The organism is Sphingobium sp. HWE2-09 (assembly GCF_035989265.1).
In the GTDB taxonomy this organism is placed as follows: domain Bacteria; phylum Pseudomonadota; class Alphaproteobacteria; order Sphingomonadales; family Sphingomonadaceae; genus Sphingobium.
On the sequence record NZ_JAYKZX010000001.1, the window covers coordinates 842,838 to 861,102 of the forward strand.

16 protein-coding genes are annotated in these 18,265 nt (G+C 63.6%); 10 read left to right on the top strand and 6 right to left on the bottom strand.

Annotated elements, in window-relative coordinates; translation table 11 throughout:
• Positions 1-4: 4 nt before the first annotated feature.
• The gene (locus tag U5A89_RS03865) at positions 5-844 is read right to left on the bottom strand and encodes a p-hydroxycinnamoyl CoA hydratase/lyase (protein WP_338159853.1); all 840 of its coding nucleotides are present in this window, start codon (positions 842-844) and stop codon (positions 5-7) included.
• Positions 845-1,039: 195 nt separating this feature from the next.
• On the opposite strand from U5A89_RS03865, the gene U5A89_RS03870 reads away from it, so the two are divergent.
• From U5A89_RS03870 to U5A89_RS03885, 4 genes are all read left to right on the top strand, one after another.
• Positions 1,040-1,699, top strand: coding sequence for an SDR family NAD(P)-dependent oxidoreductase (locus tag U5A89_RS03870; RefSeq protein WP_338159854.1), 660 nt, complete (start codon positions 1,040-1,042; stop codon positions 1,697-1,699).
• A gap of 120 nt (positions 1,700-1,819) precedes the next feature.
• Positions 1,820-3,352 carry an FAD-binding oxidoreductase gene (locus U5A89_RS03875; protein ID WP_338159855.1) on the top strand — a complete coding sequence of 511 codons (1,533 nt, stop codon included), beginning with the start codon at positions 1,820-1,822 and terminating at the stop codon, positions 3,350-3,352.
• Positions 3,352-3,747, top strand: coding sequence for a c-type cytochrome (locus tag U5A89_RS03880; RefSeq protein ID WP_338159856.1), 396 nt, complete (start codon positions 3,352-3,354; stop codon positions 3,745-3,747). The genes U5A89_RS03875 and U5A89_RS03880 overlap by 1 nt, the downstream gene beginning before the upstream one ends.
• Positions 3,744-4,253, top strand: a complete 510-nt coding sequence (locus U5A89_RS03885) for a hypothetical protein (RefSeq protein WP_338159857.1) — start codon at positions 3,744-3,746, stop codon at positions 4,251-4,253. The genes U5A89_RS03880 and U5A89_RS03885 overlap by 4 nt, the downstream gene beginning before the upstream one ends.
• A gap of 60 nt (positions 4,254-4,313) precedes the next feature.
• On the opposite strand, the gene U5A89_RS03890 is transcribed toward U5A89_RS03885, so the two are convergent.
• Positions 4,314-4,811: a nuclear transport factor 2 family protein gene (locus tag U5A89_RS03890; RefSeq protein WP_338159858.1), complete on the bottom strand. Its 498-nt coding sequence runs from the start codon at positions 4,809-4,811 to the stop codon at positions 4,314-4,316.
• A 96-nt stretch (positions 4,812-4,907) separates the two neighbouring features.
• Here U5A89_RS03890 and U5A89_RS03895 point away from each other — a divergent pair, with 96 nt between their 5' ends.
• The 6 genes from U5A89_RS03895 (at position 4,908) to U5A89_RS03920 (ending at position 14,165) form a co-directional block, all read left to right on the top strand.
• Positions 4,908-5,822: an NAD(P)H-binding protein gene (locus U5A89_RS03895; protein WP_338159859.1), complete on the top strand. Its 915-nt coding sequence runs from the start codon at positions 4,908-4,910 to the stop codon at positions 5,820-5,822.
• Entirely contained in the window at positions 5,819-8,002 is a 2,184-nt protein-coding gene (locus U5A89_RS03900) for an outer membrane protein assembly factor BamB family protein (protein WP_338159860.1), read from the top strand. The genes U5A89_RS03895 and U5A89_RS03900 overlap by 4 nt, the downstream gene beginning before the upstream one ends.
• A 147-nt stretch (positions 8,003-8,149) precedes the next feature.
• The gene (locus tag U5A89_RS03905) at positions 8,150-9,625 is read left to right on the top strand and encodes a lignostilbene-alpha,beta-dioxygenase NOV2 (RefSeq protein ID WP_338159861.1); all 1,476 of its coding nucleotides are present in this window, start codon (positions 8,150-8,152) and stop codon (positions 9,623-9,625) included.
• A 230-nt stretch (positions 9,626-9,855) separates the two neighbouring features.
• The gene (locus U5A89_RS03910; RefSeq protein WP_338159862.1) at positions 9,856-12,267 is read left to right on the top strand and encodes a TonB-dependent receptor; all 2,412 of its coding nucleotides are present in this window, start codon (positions 9,856-9,858) and stop codon (positions 12,265-12,267) included.
• Positions 12,268-12,282: 15 nt separating this feature from the next.
• Positions 12,283-13,752: an aldehyde dehydrogenase gene (locus U5A89_RS03915; protein ID WP_338160162.1), complete on the top strand. Its 1,470-nt coding sequence runs from the start codon at positions 12,283-12,285 to the stop codon at positions 13,750-13,752.
• 2 nt (positions 13,753-13,754) lie between these two features.
• Complete coding sequence (locus tag U5A89_RS03920; protein ID WP_338159863.1) at positions 13,755-14,165, top strand: hypothetical protein; 411 nt, start codon at positions 13,755-13,757, stop codon at positions 14,163-14,165.
• A gap of 79 nt (positions 14,166-14,244) precedes the next feature.
• Here U5A89_RS03920 and U5A89_RS03925 read toward each other — a convergent pair whose 3' ends face one another.
• From U5A89_RS03925 to U5A89_RS03940, 4 genes are read right to left on the bottom strand one after another with little or no spacing between them, the layout of a single operon-like run.
• Positions 14,245-15,159 (bottom strand): CmcJ/NvfI family oxidoreductase, encoded by a 915-nt coding sequence (locus tag U5A89_RS03925; protein WP_338159864.1) that lies wholly within the window; start codon positions 15,157-15,159, stop codon positions 14,245-14,247.
• Entirely contained in the window at positions 15,159-16,595 is a 1,437-nt protein-coding gene (locus tag U5A89_RS03930) for an aldehyde dehydrogenase family protein (protein WP_338159865.1), read from the bottom strand. Before U5A89_RS03930 ends, U5A89_RS03925 begins: the two co-directional genes overlap by 1 nt.
• A gap of 10 nt (positions 16,596-16,605) precedes the next feature.
• Positions 16,606-17,427, bottom strand: a complete 822-nt coding sequence (locus U5A89_RS03935) for a glutathione S-transferase family protein (protein WP_338159866.1) — start codon at positions 17,425-17,427, stop codon at positions 16,606-16,608.
• A gap of 3 nt (positions 17,428-17,430) precedes the next feature.
• Entirely contained in the window at positions 17,431-18,186 is a 756-nt protein-coding gene (locus U5A89_RS03940; RefSeq protein ID WP_338159867.1) for a glutathione S-transferase family protein, read from the bottom strand.
• Between the last annotated feature and the right edge of the window lie 79 nt (positions 18,187-18,265).

Below are 18,265 nucleotides of genomic sequence, written 5' to 3' on the forward strand. Positions count from 1 at the left end.
ATTGTCAGGCCTGGGTCTTCGACTTCGTTAGATCATAGGCGCCCAGACCTGGCTTGTAGCTCTTTTCATCGATGAACTGGCGAATGCCTTCCTTGCGGCCTTCGCTCTTGTCGTGGAAATTGGCCGCTTCCTGCATCCGGACCAGATAATCCTCCGCCTCGTCATAGGTCATGGTGCCCACGCGGCGCACCGCATCCTTGGCGAATTTCAGCGCCACCGGATTCTTCTTCAACAGCATCTCGGCCACTTGAGTGGTCCGAGCCTTGAGCTGCTCCAGCGGCACGCTTTCATTGACCAGCCGCATCGTCGCCGCCGCCTTGCCGTCGATCAGGTCGCCGGTCAGCGTCAGCCACATGGCGTCGCGCATCGGCAGCAGGTCGACCACCACCTTGGTCACGCCACCGCCGGGCAATATACCCCAGTTGATCTCGGACAGACCGAATTGCGCCTCGTCCGCGCAGATGGCGAGGTCGCAGGCGAAGAGCGGGCCGAACCCGCCGCCAAAGCACCAGCCGTTGACCATAGCGACGGTCGGCTTGTTGTACCAGCGCAGGCGGCGGAACCAGCCATAGCTCTCCGCCTGCGACTTGCGCACGCCGCGCAGACCTTGCGACTCGGTTTCCCGGAAATATTCCTTCAGGTCCATGCCCGCCGACCAGGCCGTGCCTTCGCCGCCCAGCACCAGCACGCCGACATCGTCGCGATATTCCAGTTCGTCCAGCACTTCCATCATGCGGCGGTTGAGCGTCGGACTCATCGCGTTGCGCTTGGCGGGCCGAGCGAAATTCACCCAGGCGATGCGGTCTTCGATATGTACCGAAACGACGTCCTGCTCTTCCATCATCCTGCTCCTTTGGCCCGCAGCTTGCTTGCACTGCAATATGTATCATAGGCATACAATATGGAGGGCGCAGCAGACAAGGCATTTTTACGATCGGATTGCAGCGCTGGCGGCTTGACAACTGCTCCGTCCAGACAGATGATAACGATCGTTATTAAATAGAAACCGGCTCGACCGGCGAAGCGAGGCGAGATGGATGTGCAGGGCAAAACGGCGCTCGTCACCGGCGGCGCTTCCGGGTTGGGCGCCGCACTGGTGTCTCACTTGCTGTCCGCAGGCGCACATGTTGTGGTCCTGGACGTGCAGATCAGCACCGCGCCCGGCGTGCAGTCTTTCCTCTGCGATATCACCGACGAGGCTGCAGTCGCCACGGCGATGGCGCAGGTCGGCCCGTTATCGATCCTGGCTAATATGGCCGGGATCGGCGGCATCGGCTCGATCGCCACGCCGACGGGACCGGGCGATGTCGCGGCTTTTCGCCGGGTGATCGACGTCAATCTGCTGGGCGCGGTGCATGTGACCGCTCATGCCGCCCACCGCATGATCGGCAATGCGCCCGACGGTGCCGATCGCGAGCGGGGCGTGATCCTCAACGCCTGCTCCATCGCCTCGTTCGAAGGGCAGGAGGGTATGGGCGCCTATGGCGCGTCCAAAGCGGCGCTCGCCGCGCTGACCCTCATCTGGGCGCGCGACCTGTCGCGCCATGCGATCCGCTGCGTCGGGATCGCGCCTGGTTTCTTCGCCACCCCCATGACGGCATCCATGCCTGCCCCCTGGTCGAGGAACTGGTGGGCGGCATGGAATTTCCCCGCCGGGCTGGCACGGCGGAGGAGTGTGCCGACGCGGCCATGTTCCTGATCCGCAATCCGATGATCAATGCCGAAATATTGCGCCTCGACGGCGGCGCACGTCCGCCCGCGCGCACGCGCTGGACCGCGGCGGCCTGATCCGTTTTTTCAACACAAGGCAGACAGACACATGGCCTCCACTCTTCCCCCCGCCACCATTGCCGCCTTTGCGGCGATCGTCGGCAAGGATCATGTCTTCTTCGAAGAAGCCGACCAGGCCAGCTATCAGGACAAGTTCGCGATAGACGATGCGCGCCATCATCCTGCAGGCGCCGTCGCGCCGGCCACGGTCGAGGAAATCCAGGCGATCGTCCGCATCGCCGCCGAACGAAGCGTGGCGCTATGGCCGATCAGCCGGGGCAAGAATCTGGGGTATGGCGGCTCCGCGCCGTTGCTGTCGGGATCGGTCGTCTTGGACCTCAGCCGCATGAAGAAGATCGACTATGATGAGGTGAACGGCACGGTGCTGCTGGAGCCGGGGGTGGGCTTTTACGACCTGTATGATTTCCTGAAGTCGAAGGGCATGAAGCACTGGCTGTCGGTGCCAGGCAACAGTTGGGGGTCGGTGGTCGGTAACGCCCTGGACCGCGGCGTGGGCTATACCCCCTATGGCGAACATGCGACGCGCATCTGCGGCGTGGAAGCCGTGATGGCCGATGGGTTGGTCGTGCGCACCGGCATGGGCGCGCTGGATGGCGCGCCGACATGGCAGCTCTATCGGTTCGGCTTTGGTCCCGGCTGGGATCAGATGTTCGTCCAGTCTAATTTCGGCATCGTTACCAAGATGGGCCTGTGGCTGATGCCGGCGCCTGAATCGCTGATGGGCATGGACCTAGAGTTCGACCGGCCGGAGGATTTGGGGCCGCTGATCGACGCGATCGGACCGCTGCGGCGTGAAGGGTTGTTGCAGCAATCGCCGACCATCGGCAACTGGCTGCGCGCCGCCGCCGTCGTCACGACCCGCGACCAGTGGACCGACAAGCCCGGTGCGTTGCCCGACGATGTGATCGCGGCGATCCGCAAGAAATTCAACGTCGGCTGGTGGGGCGTCAGCCTGCGCCTCTATGGCCGGGACTCGGTCAACAAGGCCGCCTATGCGATATTGGAACAGGAGATGGGCAAGCTCAAACCCCTGTCGCTGCGGCCCACCGTCTGGAAGACGGGCGAACCGCTGGAGGCGACCGGCTGGACCGGCACGCCGCTCACCATGCCGATGCAGAACGCCAACTGGCACGGTGGACGGGGTGGTCATATCGGCTTTTCCCCGATCCTGCCGCAATCGGGCGCAGCGGCCCAAGCTCAGTTCCAGCGCACCTATGCCCGCTACAAGGAATATGGAATGGATTATCAGGCCAGCTTCGCCTTTGGCGAACGCCATCTGATCAACGTCAACGCCGTGCTGATCAACAAGGATGATCCCGATCTCATGGACCGGGTCGACCCCTTCCTCAAACATCTGATCGCGGATGCCAAGAGCCAGGGTTATGGCGAATATCGCACCCATCTCGACTATATGGACGCGGTCGCAGGCACCTATGACTATAACAAAGGGGCGCTCGCAACCTTGAACCGCAAGGTGAAGGATGCGCTTGATCCCAAGGGCGTGATCGCGCCCGGCAAGAGCGGTATCTGGCCCAGCGCCCGGATGGGAGGGAAAGGCTGATGCGTCGTCCGACGATCGCGCTCGCCGCCGCTATGCTGGTCCTGGCGGGTGCCGCCTGCGGCCGGGCGAGCGAATCGCCGACGCAAGCACCGAAGGGACCGCCACCCTTACCCGCGCCGGAAACGCTGTCGTCTCGTCCGGCTGCCGGACCGGGCGAGAAATTGTATCTTGCAAAATGCGCGATGTGCCATGGTCCTGGGGGGATGGGAACAGGGCTGCTGGCGCGGCGGACCGAGCAGCCATTGCTGGAGAAGCGCACCGACCTGACCGTCGACTATGTCGTGCAGGCCGCGCGCATGGGCATAGGCAATATGCCCGCCATACCGCGCGGCGAAGTCAGCGATGCCGAACTGCAATTGATTGCGGAGCATCTGGCTAAAGGAGCCAAGCCATGATCGGCCTGTCGCGCCGGGGCTTTCTGACAAGTGCGGCCGTGGCATCGACCCTGCTGGCGGCCGATGGGGTTCGAGCCGGTACGCCACCATTATTGCTGCACGATCCCGCGCTCCCCGCCGGGCGACGCTTCGCCGCGCGCATAGAGAGGCTGGGCGGCCAAGCGGTGGCGTTGGAGGGTGATCGGGTTCGGCAGATACAAGCGGCGCTTGCCTATGCACCCGTTGCGCTGTTCGCAGTGACGCAGCGGAGCGACGAACTATTGGTAGGCGAAATCGCAGCGGAACATGGCTATCGCCGTATAGCCCTTGTGCGACATGCTCAGGACGGCCGGATGACTGCGCGCTGCATGGCGGAAGGCAAGACAATCGGCGCCCTGGCGCATTTTGCCGGGACAGGCTGGCCGGAAGCATTTGCAGATATGGCGCTGGACAAGATCGGACAATGCCCTGCCGTGTCAGACGGGAATATCGAGCCAGCGTTCAGTTGGGTAATGATCCGGGGCTAAACGCTGTCGGTCGAGACGCTGTTGGCAGCGTGCCAACGCTTCTCGACCGATTAAATCCGCTTAGCGCTTGATGATCAGCGAATCCGGCCGCTTGCGCGGCACCCATTCACCGCGGCCGGGAAAATTCTTGAGGATTTCCCCATCCCACAATCGCACCGTGCGGCGCTGGAATCGCCACTGGCCGTCGGCTTCCTTGATGGCGTGATCGTCATACCACCCGGCAAAACGCAGCAGATAGGGAGGTTCGCCGTCGCATTCCGTGACGAAGGCGAAGGAGCGCATGGTGCAACTCCCGTCATCTTGCGGCCGATATTGAGTTTGCGTGACATGATGCTGACGACCGGGGAAGCCGGGCGCATTGCGATAATGTTCGGCGATGCCGCGAATGCCAGCATGACCTTCCCAGATATCGGGATCGTCGAAAACTTCCTCCACCATCCGTGCGTCCGGCGTGAAGCAGGCGACCAGCGCGTCCACATCGCCGGTATCCAGCGCCCAGCTATAGGCGGCGATCAGGTCTTGGAGCGCAATCCTGTCCTCGATCGGAAGGGAAGGCATGATGGGTCTCTCCTCAAGTTCTTTGGCTTGACGACATAATAACATTCGTTACTATTATCTGCAACAAGACGACAGATCGCGCAAGTGAGAGGACGCATGGCGAAGATCATTATTTCGGGCGCGTCGGGCGCCTTCGGACGGGCGGCCGCCCTGTTGCTGCTCGACAAGGTCGCGCCGCGCGATGTCATCCTGCTGACGCGGACACCCGAAAAACTGGCGGATCTTGCTGCCCGTGGCGCTGATGTGCGCTTTGCCGATTTCGACGATCCTGCCTCGCTAGGCCCGGCCATGACGGGCGGCGACAGGATGTTGTTGATCAGCACTGCGCGGGTCGGCACCCGGGTCGGCCAGCATCGCAACGCCGTGGAAGCCGCGGTCGCGGCAGGCGTAGGGCATATCGTCTATACATCGATCATTGCAGCCGATGCGCCCGGCAATCCGGCGATCGTCAAGAACGACCATCGTGCGACGGAGGAAATCATCGAGGCATCCGGCGCAGCCTGGACGCATTTGCGCGACAGCCAATATGCCGAAGCGATCGCGGGGCCGATGACTATCCCTGCGCTGATGGCGGGGGGCAAGCCCGACAATTGCGGCGACGGCACGGTCGCTTTCGTCAGCCGCAACGATTGCGTCGCCACCGCCGTTGGCGTGCTGACGCAGGCGGGCCATGAGAATAAGGCCTATGTACTGACGGGGCCGGACCTCATTACCATACCGATGGCGATGGCGATGGCGAGCCGGATCGCAGGCAAGCCGATCCGGGTCGAAGCGGTCGATGACGACGCGATGTTCGCTTATTTCGACGCACTGGGCGCGCCGCGCCACGCTTCCGACATCCTGCCCGACGGACCCATCCCCTGGTCCAGCGACGATATGGTGACCTTCGGTCAATCGATCCGTGAAGGCTATTTCGCCGAAAAGACCGAATGGGTCGAACGGATCACCGGTCGCAAACCTGCCAGCCTGTACGATGTGATGCTGGCGCATAAGGGAAGCTGGCCGCTGTGAGGAACGCGATACTGGCGATGGCCGGGCTGTTGGCGCTGGTCGGCTGCGCATCGGGCGGACGCGATGTCGGCGCCGGTGACGATTGGCCCTATACCGGCGGCGATGTCGGGGGCAGCCATCATTCGCGCCTGACCGATATCGACAAGGGCAATGCGGGCCGGCTGGGCCTGGCCTGGTCCTATGATTTGAACACCAATCGCGTACAGGAAGCGACGCCGGTGGTGATCGATGGCGTCATGTATAGCAGCGGCAATTTGGGCCGGGTCTATGCGCTGGACGCCGCGACCGGCAAGCCGCTCTGGACCTTCGAGCCGGAGGTGGACATGCAGGCGAACCGGTCCGCCTGCTGCGACCAGGCCAATCGCGGCGTCGCCGTCGCCAATGGCAAGGTGATGGTCGGCGCGCTGGACGGCATGCTCTATGCGCTGGATGCGAAGACCGGCAAAATCCTCTGGAAAGTCGACACGGTGGTCGATCACAGCCGCGGCTATACCAGCACCGGCGCGCCCGAAGTGGCGGGCGACCTGGTCCTCATCGGCAATGCCGGTGCCGAATATGATACGCGCGGCTATGTGACGGCCTATCGTATCGCCGATGGCGGGCAGGCCTGGCGCTTCTACACCGTGCCGCACGATCCGGCGAAGGGGCCGCAAGAGGGAAAGGCGCTCGACGTCGCGCTCAAGACGTGGGACGCCAAGAGCCGCTGGGATATTGGCGGCGGTGGTACGGTCTGGGACGCGATCAATTATGATCCCAAATATGGCACCGTCTATATTGGCGTCGGCAATGGCGGCCCCTATTCGATCGCGACCCGATCGCCCAAGGGCGGCACCAATCTCTACCTCTCCTCCATCGTCGCGCTGGACGCGAAGAGCGGGGCGGTGAAGTGGCATTATCAGGAAACGCCCGGCGACAGCTGGGACTTCACGGCGACCCAGCCGATGGTGCTGACCGACATGGAAGTGGACGGCAAGGTCCGCCCGGTCATCCTGCATTCGCCCAAAAACGGCTATCTGTTCGTGCTGGACCGCGAAACCGGCAAGCCGCTGCGGGTGAACGCCCTGGTGCGGACGAACTGGGCCAAGGGGTTCGACAAGAATGGCGTGCCGCAGATGACGCCGGAGCGTACGGACTTCTGGAACGGGCCGCGCATCATCTATCCCGCGTCGGCGGGCGCGCGCAACTGGTATCCGGCGGCCTATGACGCGGAACGCAAAAGCTATTATGCCCATGTGCTGGACATGGGGAACCTCATGTTCACGGTGCCGCCCGGTACGCCGGCACAACCCCGGCGACCCAAAGCGCTTAACGTCCAGACGACGCTGATCTTCACGCCGCAATTGCAGGCTGTGCTGCCGACCCTGCCGCCTGCGATCAGGGCGCAGGTGGAAAAGCTGCCGGAAATGCAGTGGGTGAAGGACAAGCCCTATAGCAGCGAACTGCGCGCGATCGACCCGCTGACTGGCAAGGCGCGCTGGGCGGTGCCGACGGAGGGATGGCAGGACCGGATGGGTGTGCTGTCGACCGCATCTGGTCTGATCGTCCATGGCACGATCGGCGGCAAGCTGATCGTGCGGGACGCCGACAATGGCACGCTGATCAAAGCGATCGACACCGGCAGTTCGATCATGGCGGCGCCCATGACCTATCGGGTGAAGGGCGTGCAATATATCGCGGTCGCGGCGGGTTTTGGGGGTGGCGGTTGGGGTTATGTGCCGCGCTATTCGGCAGCCTACCGCAATGGCAACGCCAATCGCATCCTGGTGTTCAAACTGGATGGCGGGCCGGTGACGCAGCCGACGCCGTTGCCGCCGATGGTACCGGCATCCGCGCCGCCCGCGCAGAAGCCCGGCGTGACGCCTGCGGTCCTGGCGAAGGGGCAGGGGTTGTTTTTCCAGAATTGCGCCATCTGCCACAGCAATCAGTTGCGCTCCACCGCGCCCGACCTGCGGCGGATGCAACCGGCGACGCATGACGTCTTCAACCAGATCGTGCGGGACGGGTTGCTGCTGCCCAATGGCATGCCGCGCTGGGACGATCTGCTCAGCGTGGACGATGTCGATGCCATCCATGCCTGGCTGATCGCCGAACAGGGACCGTTGCGGGAACGGGAGCTGAAACTCAAGGCCGCGGGCAAGCCGATCGATGCGCCCAGCGCCGCCATCATGTCCAATTTCTAGCGGTGACGATGCGACGGCGCGCCGTGACGTGAGACAGGGATGGCGACAGTTGTGAGCGATTAACACCGGCCGGTCGCGGGCATTCCAGCCTTGATATTATAATAACGAACGTTAGCATATAAATGAGACGATAAGGAGCGAGAGGCCATGTCAGCCTACCCCCAGACGATCCATTTTACCGGGCTGAATACGCCCGTCGGCATCGAATGGTCTGTCCGCAATCTGGATGTCGTAGGTACGATGCCCGCAGAGATAGACGGCGCCTTTTTCCGGGCCGTGCCGGACCCTGCCCATGCGCCGATGTTCGCCGACGATATCGTCCTGTCCGGCGATGGCATGATCTCGAAATTCACCATCCATGACGGCCAGGTGGATTATGCGATCCGTTATGTCGAAACCGAGCGATACCGATTGGAAAAGGATTCGCGGCGCGCGCTGTTCGGTCAATATCGCAATCCCTTCACCGACGATCCGGCCGTGGCGGGGCGCGACCGTACCGTCGCCAATACTACGCCGGTCTGGCATGGCGGGCGGCTGTTCATGACCAAGGAGGACGGCTTTGGCTACGAGATCGATCCCGATACGCTGGAGACGATCGGCCGCTGGAACTATCATGGCGCCTTCACGTCGCAGACCTTCACCGCGCACCCCCGCGTCGATCCGGACACCGGCGAAATGTTCTTCTTCGGCTATGAAGCCGACGGGCTATGTTCGACCAGGGTCGCCTATGGCGTGGCGGATCGTGACGGCCATTTGTTGCGCGAACAATGGTTCGACCAGCCCTATTGTTCGTCCATCCATGATTTCGCGATCACGCAGACCTATGCGATTTTCCCGATCTTCCCCACGACCGCCGACGTCGACCGGTTGAAGGCGGGCGGCGCGCACTGGGCGCACCAGCAGGATCTGGACAGCTGGGTCGGCATCATGCCGCGCCATGGCGGTGTCGAGGATATGCGCTGGTTCAAGGGGCGGGCGGGCGTGTCCGCCTTCCACATCGTCAACGCCTATGACGATGGCGATCTCGTCCATCTCGACCTCTGCCTGTCGGACACGAATGCGTTCGGTTTCATGCGCGAAGCAGGCGGCATCCAGCGCGACCAGCGGGAGATACAGGGCGGGCTGACGCGCTGGACCTTCGACCTGTCGAAAGAGGGTGACACTTATGAAGAGCGGCTGATCGGCCCGCCGGGCGACATGCCGCGCCTGCGCGATGCCGACCAGGGGAGGCCCTATCGATCGGCCTGGTATCTGTCGATGAACCCACAGGGTGGGCCGCCATTGCCGGGCGGGCCGGTCGGCTTCGCGTTCAATGCGCTGTTGCAGATCGAGCCGGGCAATGGCCGCATCGACATGATGGGGCTGGATTTCGGCATGGCGATCAGCGAGCCGGTCCATGTCCCGGCGCAGGCGCCCGACCATGCGGGATGGTTGCTGATGGTCGTGGACCGACAGGCGACGGAGACGGATTTCCGGTCCGAACTGTGGGTGGTGGACGCCGGGGCGATCGCCGCTGGACCAGTTGCGCGCGTGCCGATGCCCTTGCCGATGCGGGCGCAGGTGCATGGCGTGTGGGTTTCGGCGGCGCATCTGGCCGAGGCCCGCACCCGCAAGCCAGCCTGACCCGGACACGCCCCTTGACAATATAGTAACGAACGTTAGTAATAAGGTGGAGAGGCGGGCCACGGCCCTATTCTCCAACGAAGACCGTAAAGCACGAACCGGCTGCTGAAACGGGCGAGAGGATGACTGCGGAAGGCAGGCGAACAACGCCGCCCCGAACGGACCTGCGACCGGCAGGAGCGACAGCATCTTCTCCATGCCCGATGCCGCCATAGAGGGAGAAAATCAGGATGTCCGATTGGAAGCGCACGATCAGGGGCCATGTGGCGGGATGGACGCTGGCGACCGCGATGATGGCCGCGCCAGCGCTGGCGCAGGATGCGCCCGCGGCAGGCGAAGGGGCCGCCCCGAAGCCGGCACAGGCGCCCGAACAGGCCGCAGGCACCGCCGACATCATCGTCACGGCCCAGTTCCGCGCGCAGAATTTGCAGGATACGCCGATCGCGATCACGGCCGTGTCGGCCGATACGTTGGCGGCGCGCAGCCAGACCAGCGTCACCGACCTTGGCCAGTTCGCGCCCAACGTGGCGCTGGCGCCTGCGACCAGCATTCAGGGCAATGCCGTCGCCGCCTTCATCCGCGGCGTCGGCCAGCTCGACGCCAGTTTCGCGCTGGAGCCGGGCGTCGGCATCTATATCGACGATATCTATTATGGCACGACCTTTGGCGCGGTCATGGACCTGACCGATCTGGAGCGGGTCGAAGTGCTGCGCGGACCACAGGGCACGCTGGCGGGCAAGAATAGCGTCGGCGGCGCGGTGAAGCTGTTCAGCAAGAAGCCGGATGCGACGCCGGGCGGTTTCGTCGAGGCGACCTATGGCCGGTTCGACCGGCTGGAACTGCGCGGCAGCGCCAATGTCCCCTTGACCGACGATCTGTTCCTGCGCGTGTCGGGCGTGTCGAAGAATGTCGATGGCTATATGAAGCTGCTCGACTATGGCTGCGTGAACCCGGCGTCCGGCATTCCGTCCAGCAGCGGCAACAAGAATTGCCGGATCGGCACCGAAGGCGGGATCGACGTGATGGCGCTGCGTGCCGCGCTGCGTTACGCGCCTGCCGGATCGCCGCTGGAAATCAACATCGTCGCCGATGTGTCGAAGGACAAGAGCGAGACGGTCGCGACCAAATTGCTCTACGCCGACAATCCTGCGGTGCGCAGCTATGTCGCTGGCGATCCGACAGCCGGCATCCCGTTCGACAGCCGGTTCATGACCGGGGACAAGAGCTACACATCCTATGCCACCTATGCGACCGGCGGCAATTACACGACCGTGTTCGGCATCCCGACCCAGATCGCGCCAGGCGGCTTTTCCGCCAGCCCGACCAGCACGGTCAAGGCCTGGGGTCTGTCCGGCACGATCAATTACGACCTGTCGGACAGCCTGAAGCTGAAATCGATCACCGGCTATCGCAGCGCCGACGGCACGAGCGCGATCGACGTCGACGGATCGCCGCTCGCCATATTGTTGCAGCAATTCACTTACGGCCATGAGCAGTTTACCCAGGAATTGCGCCTGAGCGCCAACTTCAACGATCTGGTCGACCTGACGGTGGGCGGCTTCTATTACAAGGCCACCGACACGATCCAGGGCCGCAGCCAGATCCCAACACTGCTCTTCGATTTCCTGTCGGACGACGTCATCAAGAATCGCAGCGCATCGGTCTTCGCCCATGGCGAATTTCATATCACCGACGCCTTCAACATCATCGGCGGTCTGCGCTACACCGACGACAAGAAAACCTATCGCTATTCGCGCCGCAATGTGGACGGCAGCTTGCCGAGCGGCGCTTTCTTCACGCCCAATTTCCTGCTCGTGGGACTGGACGGGCTGACCGGCACGTTCAAGGGCAATCGGGTCGATTATCGCATCGGCGTCAATTATCGCTGGTCGAGCGAACTGATGACCTATGCGCAACTCTCCACCGGCTTCAAGGGCGGCGGCATCAATCCCCGCCCGTCCGCGCCCGATCAGGTCCAGACCTTCGGCCCGGAAAAGCTGACCACCTATGAAGCCGGGTTCAAGGCCGATCTGTTCGGCCGGATGCTGCGCCTGAACGGCGCGGTGTTTCTCAACAAATATGACGATATGCAGCTCGTCCGCTATCAATGCCCGGAAAGCATCGTCCTGTCCTGTTCGGTGCCGTCCAATGCGGGCGATGCGGAAGTATTGGGCTGGGAATTGGAGGCGCAACTGCGCCCGGCGGACGGCCTGTCGTTCGACGCGTCGGTCGGCTATCTCGACTTCGACTATAAGCGGATCACCAACCCTGCAACCTTGGTGACCAAGGACATGATCGCACCCTTCATCAGCAAATGGCAGCTGTCGGCGGGCGTGCAATATGAGGCCGACCTGGGCGGCAACGGCACGCTGACGCCGCGGATCGACTGGTCGTGGCGCTCCAACTTCTATTATAACTCGGTCAACAACCGCTATAATCTGATCGACGCGCCCAGCCTGTTCAATGCGCGGCTGACCTATCAGGCGGCGGACAAGGACTGGTCGCTCAGCGTCGGCGTGACCAATGTCTTCGACACATTCTATTATAATGGCGTGGCGGAAAATGTCGGCACCTTCGGCGTCGTCACCGGCACCGTGGGTCGCCCGCGCGAATGGACCGCGACGGTCAAGAAAAGCTTTTGAGAGGAAATGAACAGCATGACCCCCGACGGCATCCGCATCGCCCATCCCGACAAATTGTTCATCGGCGGCGCGTGGATCGATTCCACCGGTAACGGCATGATCGAGATCGTCTCGCCCAATAGCGAGGAAGTGATCGCACGGGTCGCCGACGGCACGGCAGCGGACATGGACCGCGCCGTCGCCGCCGCGCGGGACGCGTTCGACAACGGGCCGTGGTCGACCATGGCCCCGGCCGAACGCGGGGCCATAGTGCGGCGCATGGGCGCGGAGCTGGAAAAGCGCGCGCCCGAACTGGCGGCGGCCTGGACCGCGCAGGTGGGCGGACTCGCCAGCTTCGCGCCCGTCATGACCGGCGGCGCGACCGCCACGCTGATGGCGATCGCGGGCTATGCCGATAGCTATCCGTTTGTGGAACGGCGGCCCTCGCACATGGTGAATACCGCGATCGTGGTGCAGGAACCTGCGGGCGTGGTCGCGGCGATCGCACCGTGGAACGCGCCCTATGGCATCATGTCGGCCAAGGTCGGCTATGCGCTGGTCGCGGGCTGCACCGTCGTCATGAAGCCATCGCCCGAAACCCCGCTGGAAGCCTATATCATGGCCGAAGCGGCGGAGGCGGCGGGCGTTCCGCCGGGCGTCGTCAATCTGGTCGCCGCCGGGCGCGATGCGTCCGACCATCTCGTCCGCAATCCGGGCGTCGACAAGGTGACCTTCACCGGATCGACGCTGGCGGGCAAGCGGATCGGCGAAGTGTGCGCATCGCGGGTAGCGCGCTGCACGCTGGAACTGGGCGGCAAGTCGGCGGCGATCGTGCGCGACGACTTCCCGATCGAGGCGGCGGCCGCGATTCTGGGGAACACCATCACCATCATGAGCGGGCAGGTCTGCGCGATGTTGAGCCGCGCGATCGTGCCGCGCCATCGGCATGACGAACTGGCCGACGCCATCGCCAAAGTCATGCAAGGCATCCGCATTGGCCCCAGCGATGCGCCCGATACGCAGCTTGGCCCGGTGGCGATGAAGCGGCAACTCGACCGGGTGGAGGAGTATATCGCGCTGGGCCGCGAGAGCGCCGATCTGGTGACGGGCGGCAACCGTCCGGCGCATCTGAACAAAGGCTATTTCATCGAACCGACCCTGTTCGCCAATGTCGATAATAGCAGCCGCATCGCCCAGGAGGAAATTTTCGGCCCGGTCCTCTGCCTCATCCCGGCCGAGGACGAGGAGGATGCGATCCGCATCGCCAATGACAGCAGTTTCGGCCTCAACAGTTCGGTGCTGACCCACGATGCCGACGCCGCCTATCGCATCGGGCGGCGCATTCGTGCGGGCGGCTTCGGACAGAATGGCATGAAGCTGGAATTCGGCCTGCCCTTTGGCGGGTTCAAGCAATCGGGCATCGGGCGCGAGGGTGGGGTGGAAGGCTTGCAGCCCTATCTGGAAACCAAGACGATCCTGCTCGACGGCGCGCCGATGGGCTTCTGAGCGTGATCGCCCTGGATGCGCGGGGGCGTGGCACCGGTGCGGCGTTCACCGCTGCCCGGATCGTCTTTGGCGGCTGGTTCCTGTTTTCGGGGGTGGAATATTTCACCCCCTTCGACCTGCAGCCGCTGGGCAATACGCCGCTGGCGCAGGAATTTACGCTGGCCCTGATCCATAGCGGCCTGTTCGCCTGGATCAAGGTGATGGAGGTGGTCGCCGCGCTGCTGATATTGGCGAACCGGGCCGTGCTGCCTGCGGCGCTGGCCTGCGTGCCGCTCAATATCGTGATCGGCTACTGGAATTTCGTGCTCGATCCGGGCGTGGTCGAATATGCGTTCGGGATCGTGACGCTATGGCTCAATGCGATCCTGCTCTGGCCCTGGCGACGGGAGTTGGTGGGGCTGCTGCGCTGGTAGGCCAATCTTCATGCCGTTCGGTTCGAGCCTGTCGAGAACCATAACGCAGTCTTCTCGACAAGCTCGAACCGAACGGGAGTCATTCGAAGAATGCCACCGCCCGAACTTCGATGCTGGACCGCGTCTTCGTGTCGGGCAGGCTGCTATCGTGGAATGCCGTATGCGGGCAGCGCCACGTCACATCATGATCGCTGTCCTGGAATTTGAACAACAGCACATCGTCCGCCGCCATGTTAGAGAAATACCACCAGCGATGACGATCGCGATGGCGGAAGATGGAGGCGGCGATCATCTGGTCCTCGCCCGCGACCGGCGCGGTCAGCGCGTCGCCGACCGGAAATTCATCGACCACGAATAAGGTGTTCGACGTCGCTTCCTCATCCGACACGGTGCGGCCGTCGCACACCGCCAGCGGCCAATCCTGTGGCCCCGGGGTAAAGGTGCGCCAGAAACTAACGCAGACATAGCGTTTATAGCCCGGCCCATCGGGGAAGGCGGCGGCATAGGCGCGTTCGGCGGCGCGGCGGCCGGTAATCTCGTTATAATCGACATGCGCCTCGCCCGCCGGGGGCTGAATGCCGCCTTCATGGCGGTAATTCTCCACCTTCTGCTGTGCGCGCGCGGTGAGATCGGCAGAGGTCCGGATCATCCAGCCGCCCGCCGATACGCAGGACGCGCCGGTCAGCGCCTGGATCGCGCCTTCGCATTCGCGCAGGTACAGGCGATCCACGTCTTCCTTGTCGAAGAAGTCGGTGATCGCGCTGGGATGCCTGCCCAGCATGAAGCCATGGGTGTCGAAACGGAAATGATCGCGGATCGGCATCCCGTCGCGCACCACCATGCGATGGTCGCCATAGGTGCCGGTATTAATCTCCACGCCCCGCGACACATAGCGCCGCGTGACGAAATCGCCTTCGTCCAGATAGCGGATCAGCGCGGGCGCCTGCCGCGCGCTATCCTCTACGTCATCTTCGATGCGGGGCAGGCTCGCCATCAGGCCACCTCTTCGGGGAGCGCCCCGATGACCGACTTGACCTCCAGAAATTCCTCCAGCCCATATTTGCCGAATTCGCGGCCATTGCCCGATTGTTTGTAGCCGCCAAACGGCATGTCCATGACCAGCCCGCCTGCATTGACGAACACCGCTCCGGCCCGCAGCCGACTGACGAATTTACGCGCGTGGGCGGGGTCGCCCGCGACATAGGCGCCCAGACCATAGGGCGTGTCGTTGGCAATGCGGATGGCGTCTTCATCGTCTTCATAGGGCATGAGGACGAGGACCGGGCCGAAAATCTCCTCCTTCGCGATCGTCATGTCCGGCGTGACGTTGGCGAAGACGGTGGGGCGGACATAGCTGCCTTCGTCCATTCCCTCGGGACGGCCGGTGCCGCCGGTGACCAGGGTCGCGCCTTCGTCTATGCCGGTCTGGATCAAGCCCTGGATGCGGTCCCACTGACGCTGGCTGACCACCGGGCCGATATGATCGCCCTCGCTCTGCGGATCGCCGACTTTTTTGGCGGCGAACATCGCGCCGACCTTTTCGGCCGCTTCGTCATGCTGGGATTTGTGGACCAGCATCCGGGTGGGCGCGACGCAACTCTGGCCACTGTTGAGCAGCACGCCGCCCACGCCCCCGGGCAGCGCCTTGTCGAGCGGCGTCCCTTCCAGGATGATGTTGGGCGACTTGCCGCCCAGTTCCTGGGCGACGCGCTTGACCGTGTCGGCGGCGTTCTTCGCCACCATGATGCCCGCGCGGGTGGAGCCGGTGAAGCTGACCATATCGATATCGGGATGTTTGGCGAGCGCAGTGCCGACGCCTTCGCCGTCGCCCTGTACCAGGTTGAAGACGCCCGGTGGCACGCCGGCCGCGTCCAGCACCTCCGCGAAGATGGCGGCGCAGCTGGGCGCTTCTTCCGACGGCTTGAGGATCATCGTGCAGCCCGCCGCCAGCGCTGGGCCGACCTTGGCGACGATCTGGTTCATCGGCCAGTTCCATGGCGTGATCAGCGCGACGACGCCGATCGGTTCCCGCACGACGCGGTTGTCGCCGATCTTTTCGGAAAATTCGTAATTTTTGAGCGCATTCAATGCCTGGCCCAGATGCCCCAGGCCCGATCCGGCTTGTGCCGTCTGGGCGATGGAGATGGGGCAGCCCATTTCGGTCGCGATGGCGCGCGCGATGTCGGGCACGCGCTTTTGATATTCGGCGACGATGCGTTCCAGCAGCGCAACGCGCTCCTCGCGGCTGGTCTGCGAAAATGTCTCGAACGCGCGGCGCGCGGCGATGACGGCGGCGTCCACGTCCGCGGCCGTGCCCAGGATCAGGTCGGCGGCTTTCTGGTCGGTGGCGGGGTTGATGACCGTGACGGTGCGGCCGCCCTGGCTGTCGACCCACTGGCCGTCGATATATTGTTGCGTCGTATTGGGCATGGGAAAATCCTTATGCGGGAATGAGGCCGAGATCGGCGTCCGTGGCGGGGGCGCCCCATTTGTCGCGGGGCGGCAGCGGGCGGCTGTCCCAGGGCGGGGACAGCGCGAAACTGGAGACGGTGCGGCCTTCGGGCAGGCGACCATTGCCGCCGCCCTGGCTGTAATCATAATAGAGCGTCATCAGTTCCTGATGGCTGTGATGACGCTGCGCCACGGGATGTGCCAGGCACGCCTCGCGCCAGCGCAGCAGCCGGGTCAGATGCTGCGGGATCTGATAGGCCTCATAATAGTCGAGGAACCACAGCCGCTTGAACATCGGCGTGAAGGCGACCTCCGCCCAGCCGAACCGGTCGAACAGATAGTCGCCGTCCGGCGCATAATGGCGCAGATAGTCGTCCAGCCGCGCATATTGCGCGTCCACTTCGGCCTTATGCTCGTCGCGCTTGGCGGGATCGCGGTTCAGGATCATGCGGTAGCCTGCGCCGGTGAACTGGCCGTCGGTCGCGCACAGCATCGCTTCGACCGCATGTTCATAGGGGTCCTGGCGCGCCACCGGCGGATCGGGAAAACGATCCTCAAAGTAGCGCATGATGACCATGCTTTCCTTGAGCGTCGCGCCATTTTCCAGTTCCAGCGCTGGCAGCGCGGTGGTGCCGCGCGTCTTGGCGAGCAGCCAGTCGGGGCGTGGCTGCGATATGTCGATCTCATGATCGGCCATGATCCCGTCCAACCCTTTGAGGTCGAGCAGCAGCTCGATCCGCTCGGAAAAGGGGCAGCCGGGAATATGATACATGCGCAGCTGCCCTGCGGCCGGTTCGTCCTGCCAGCCCATGGATCAGGCCGCCGCCGTCGCCGCAGGGCGGGGCGGCATTTCGCTTTTGGACTTGGCGAACATCGCCTGGGCAGCAGGCCGGGCGGCGATCCGCTCGATCCAGGCGACCAGATGCGGCGTCGCTTCCTTGTTGACCATATCGGCGTACCCATGCTGCATCCCGTTCGCGATCGCGAAGTTGCAGATATCCGCCAGCGTATAATCCTCGCCCGCCAGCCAGGGGCTTTGCGACAGCCGCTGTTCCAGACGGTCGATCGATACGCGGATCTTGCGCATTTCCTCGTCCAGCACCTCTTTGGGAAAGCCCGCGCGAGCGCTGCGCCACTTGGCTTGCTGTTCGGGGATCGGGATATGCTTCAGCTTCTCCTCAAACTCGGCGTCGGACAACTTGCGCGCCATCGGGCCGATCATCCGTTCCCAGCCGATGGTGGAGACGCACCAGCAGAAATATTCGTCCACCCATTTGGTCCAGACGCGCATTTCGGCGATCTGCACCGGATCGACCGGGCGCAGGCGGATGGCGTCGGGAAAGGCGTCCTCCAGATATTCGCAGATCACCGTCGATTCGGTGATGATATGCCCGTCATGATCGAGCGCGGGCACCTGGCCGCGCGGGTTGATCGCCTTGAACCAGGGTTCGTGATGTTCGAACCGCGTCGGGTCGACGAAGCGGGGGGTGAAATCCAAGCCCTTTTCATACAGGGCCAGCAGGGGTTTCAGGCTATTGGCGGCCGGACCGAAGCTGTAGAGCGTCAACATACGCTATCCTCACCTTATCGTTGGCGGCGTCTGGTGCGCCTTCGGGGCAAGTGGTGCCGGGCGATCGGGCGGGCCGCAA

What these genes read in the sequence shown, in the direction of transcription:
- U5A89_RS03875 (WP_338159855.1), top strand. Translation starts at nt 1,820, where the DNA reads ATGGCCTCCACTCTTCCCCCCGCCACCATTGCCGCCTTTGCGGCGATC.
- U5A89_RS03930 (WP_338159865.1), bottom strand. Translation starts at nt 16,595, where the DNA reads ATGCCCAATACGACGCAACAATATATCGACGGCCAGTGGGTCGACAGC.
- U5A89_RS03940 (WP_338159867.1), bottom strand. Translation starts at nt 18,186, where the DNA reads ATGTTGACGCTCTACAGCTTCGGTCCGGCCGCCAATAGCCTGAAACCC.
- U5A89_RS03915 (WP_338160162.1), top strand. Translation starts at nt 12,283, where the DNA reads ATGACCCCCGACGGCATCCGCATCGCCCATCCCGACAAATTGTTCATC.
- U5A89_RS03895 (WP_338159859.1), top strand. Translation starts at nt 4,908, where the DNA reads ATGGCGAAGATCATTATTTCGGGCGCGTCGGGCGCCTTCGGACGGGCG.
- U5A89_RS03905 (WP_338159861.1), top strand. Translation starts at nt 8,150, where the DNA reads ATGTCAGCCTACCCCCAGACGATCCATTTTACCGGGCTGAATACGCCC.
- U5A89_RS03910 (WP_338159862.1), top strand. Translation starts at nt 9,856, where the DNA reads ATGTCCGATTGGAAGCGCACGATCAGGGGCCATGTGGCGGGATGGACG.
- U5A89_RS03885 (WP_338159857.1), top strand. Translation starts at nt 3,744, where the DNA reads ATGATCGGCCTGTCGCGCCGGGGCTTTCTGACAAGTGCGGCCGTGGCA.
- U5A89_RS03880 (WP_338159856.1), top strand. Translation starts at nt 3,352, where the DNA reads ATGCGTCGTCCGACGATCGCGCTCGCCGCCGCTATGCTGGTCCTGGCG.
- U5A89_RS03890 (WP_338159858.1), bottom strand. Translation starts at nt 4,811, where the DNA reads ATGCCTTCCCTTCCGATCGAGGACAGGATTGCGCTCCAAGACCTGATC.
- U5A89_RS03865 (WP_338159853.1), bottom strand. Translation starts at nt 844, where the DNA reads ATGATGGAAGAGCAGGACGTCGTTTCGGTACATATCGAAGACCGCATC.
- U5A89_RS03935 (WP_338159866.1), bottom strand. Translation starts at nt 17,427, where the DNA reads ATGGGCTGGCAGGACGAACCGGCCGCAGGGCAGCTGCGCATGTATCAT.
- U5A89_RS03925 (WP_338159864.1), bottom strand. Translation starts at nt 15,159, where the DNA reads ATGGCGAGCCTGCCCCGCATCGAAGATGACGTAGAGGATAGCGCGCGG.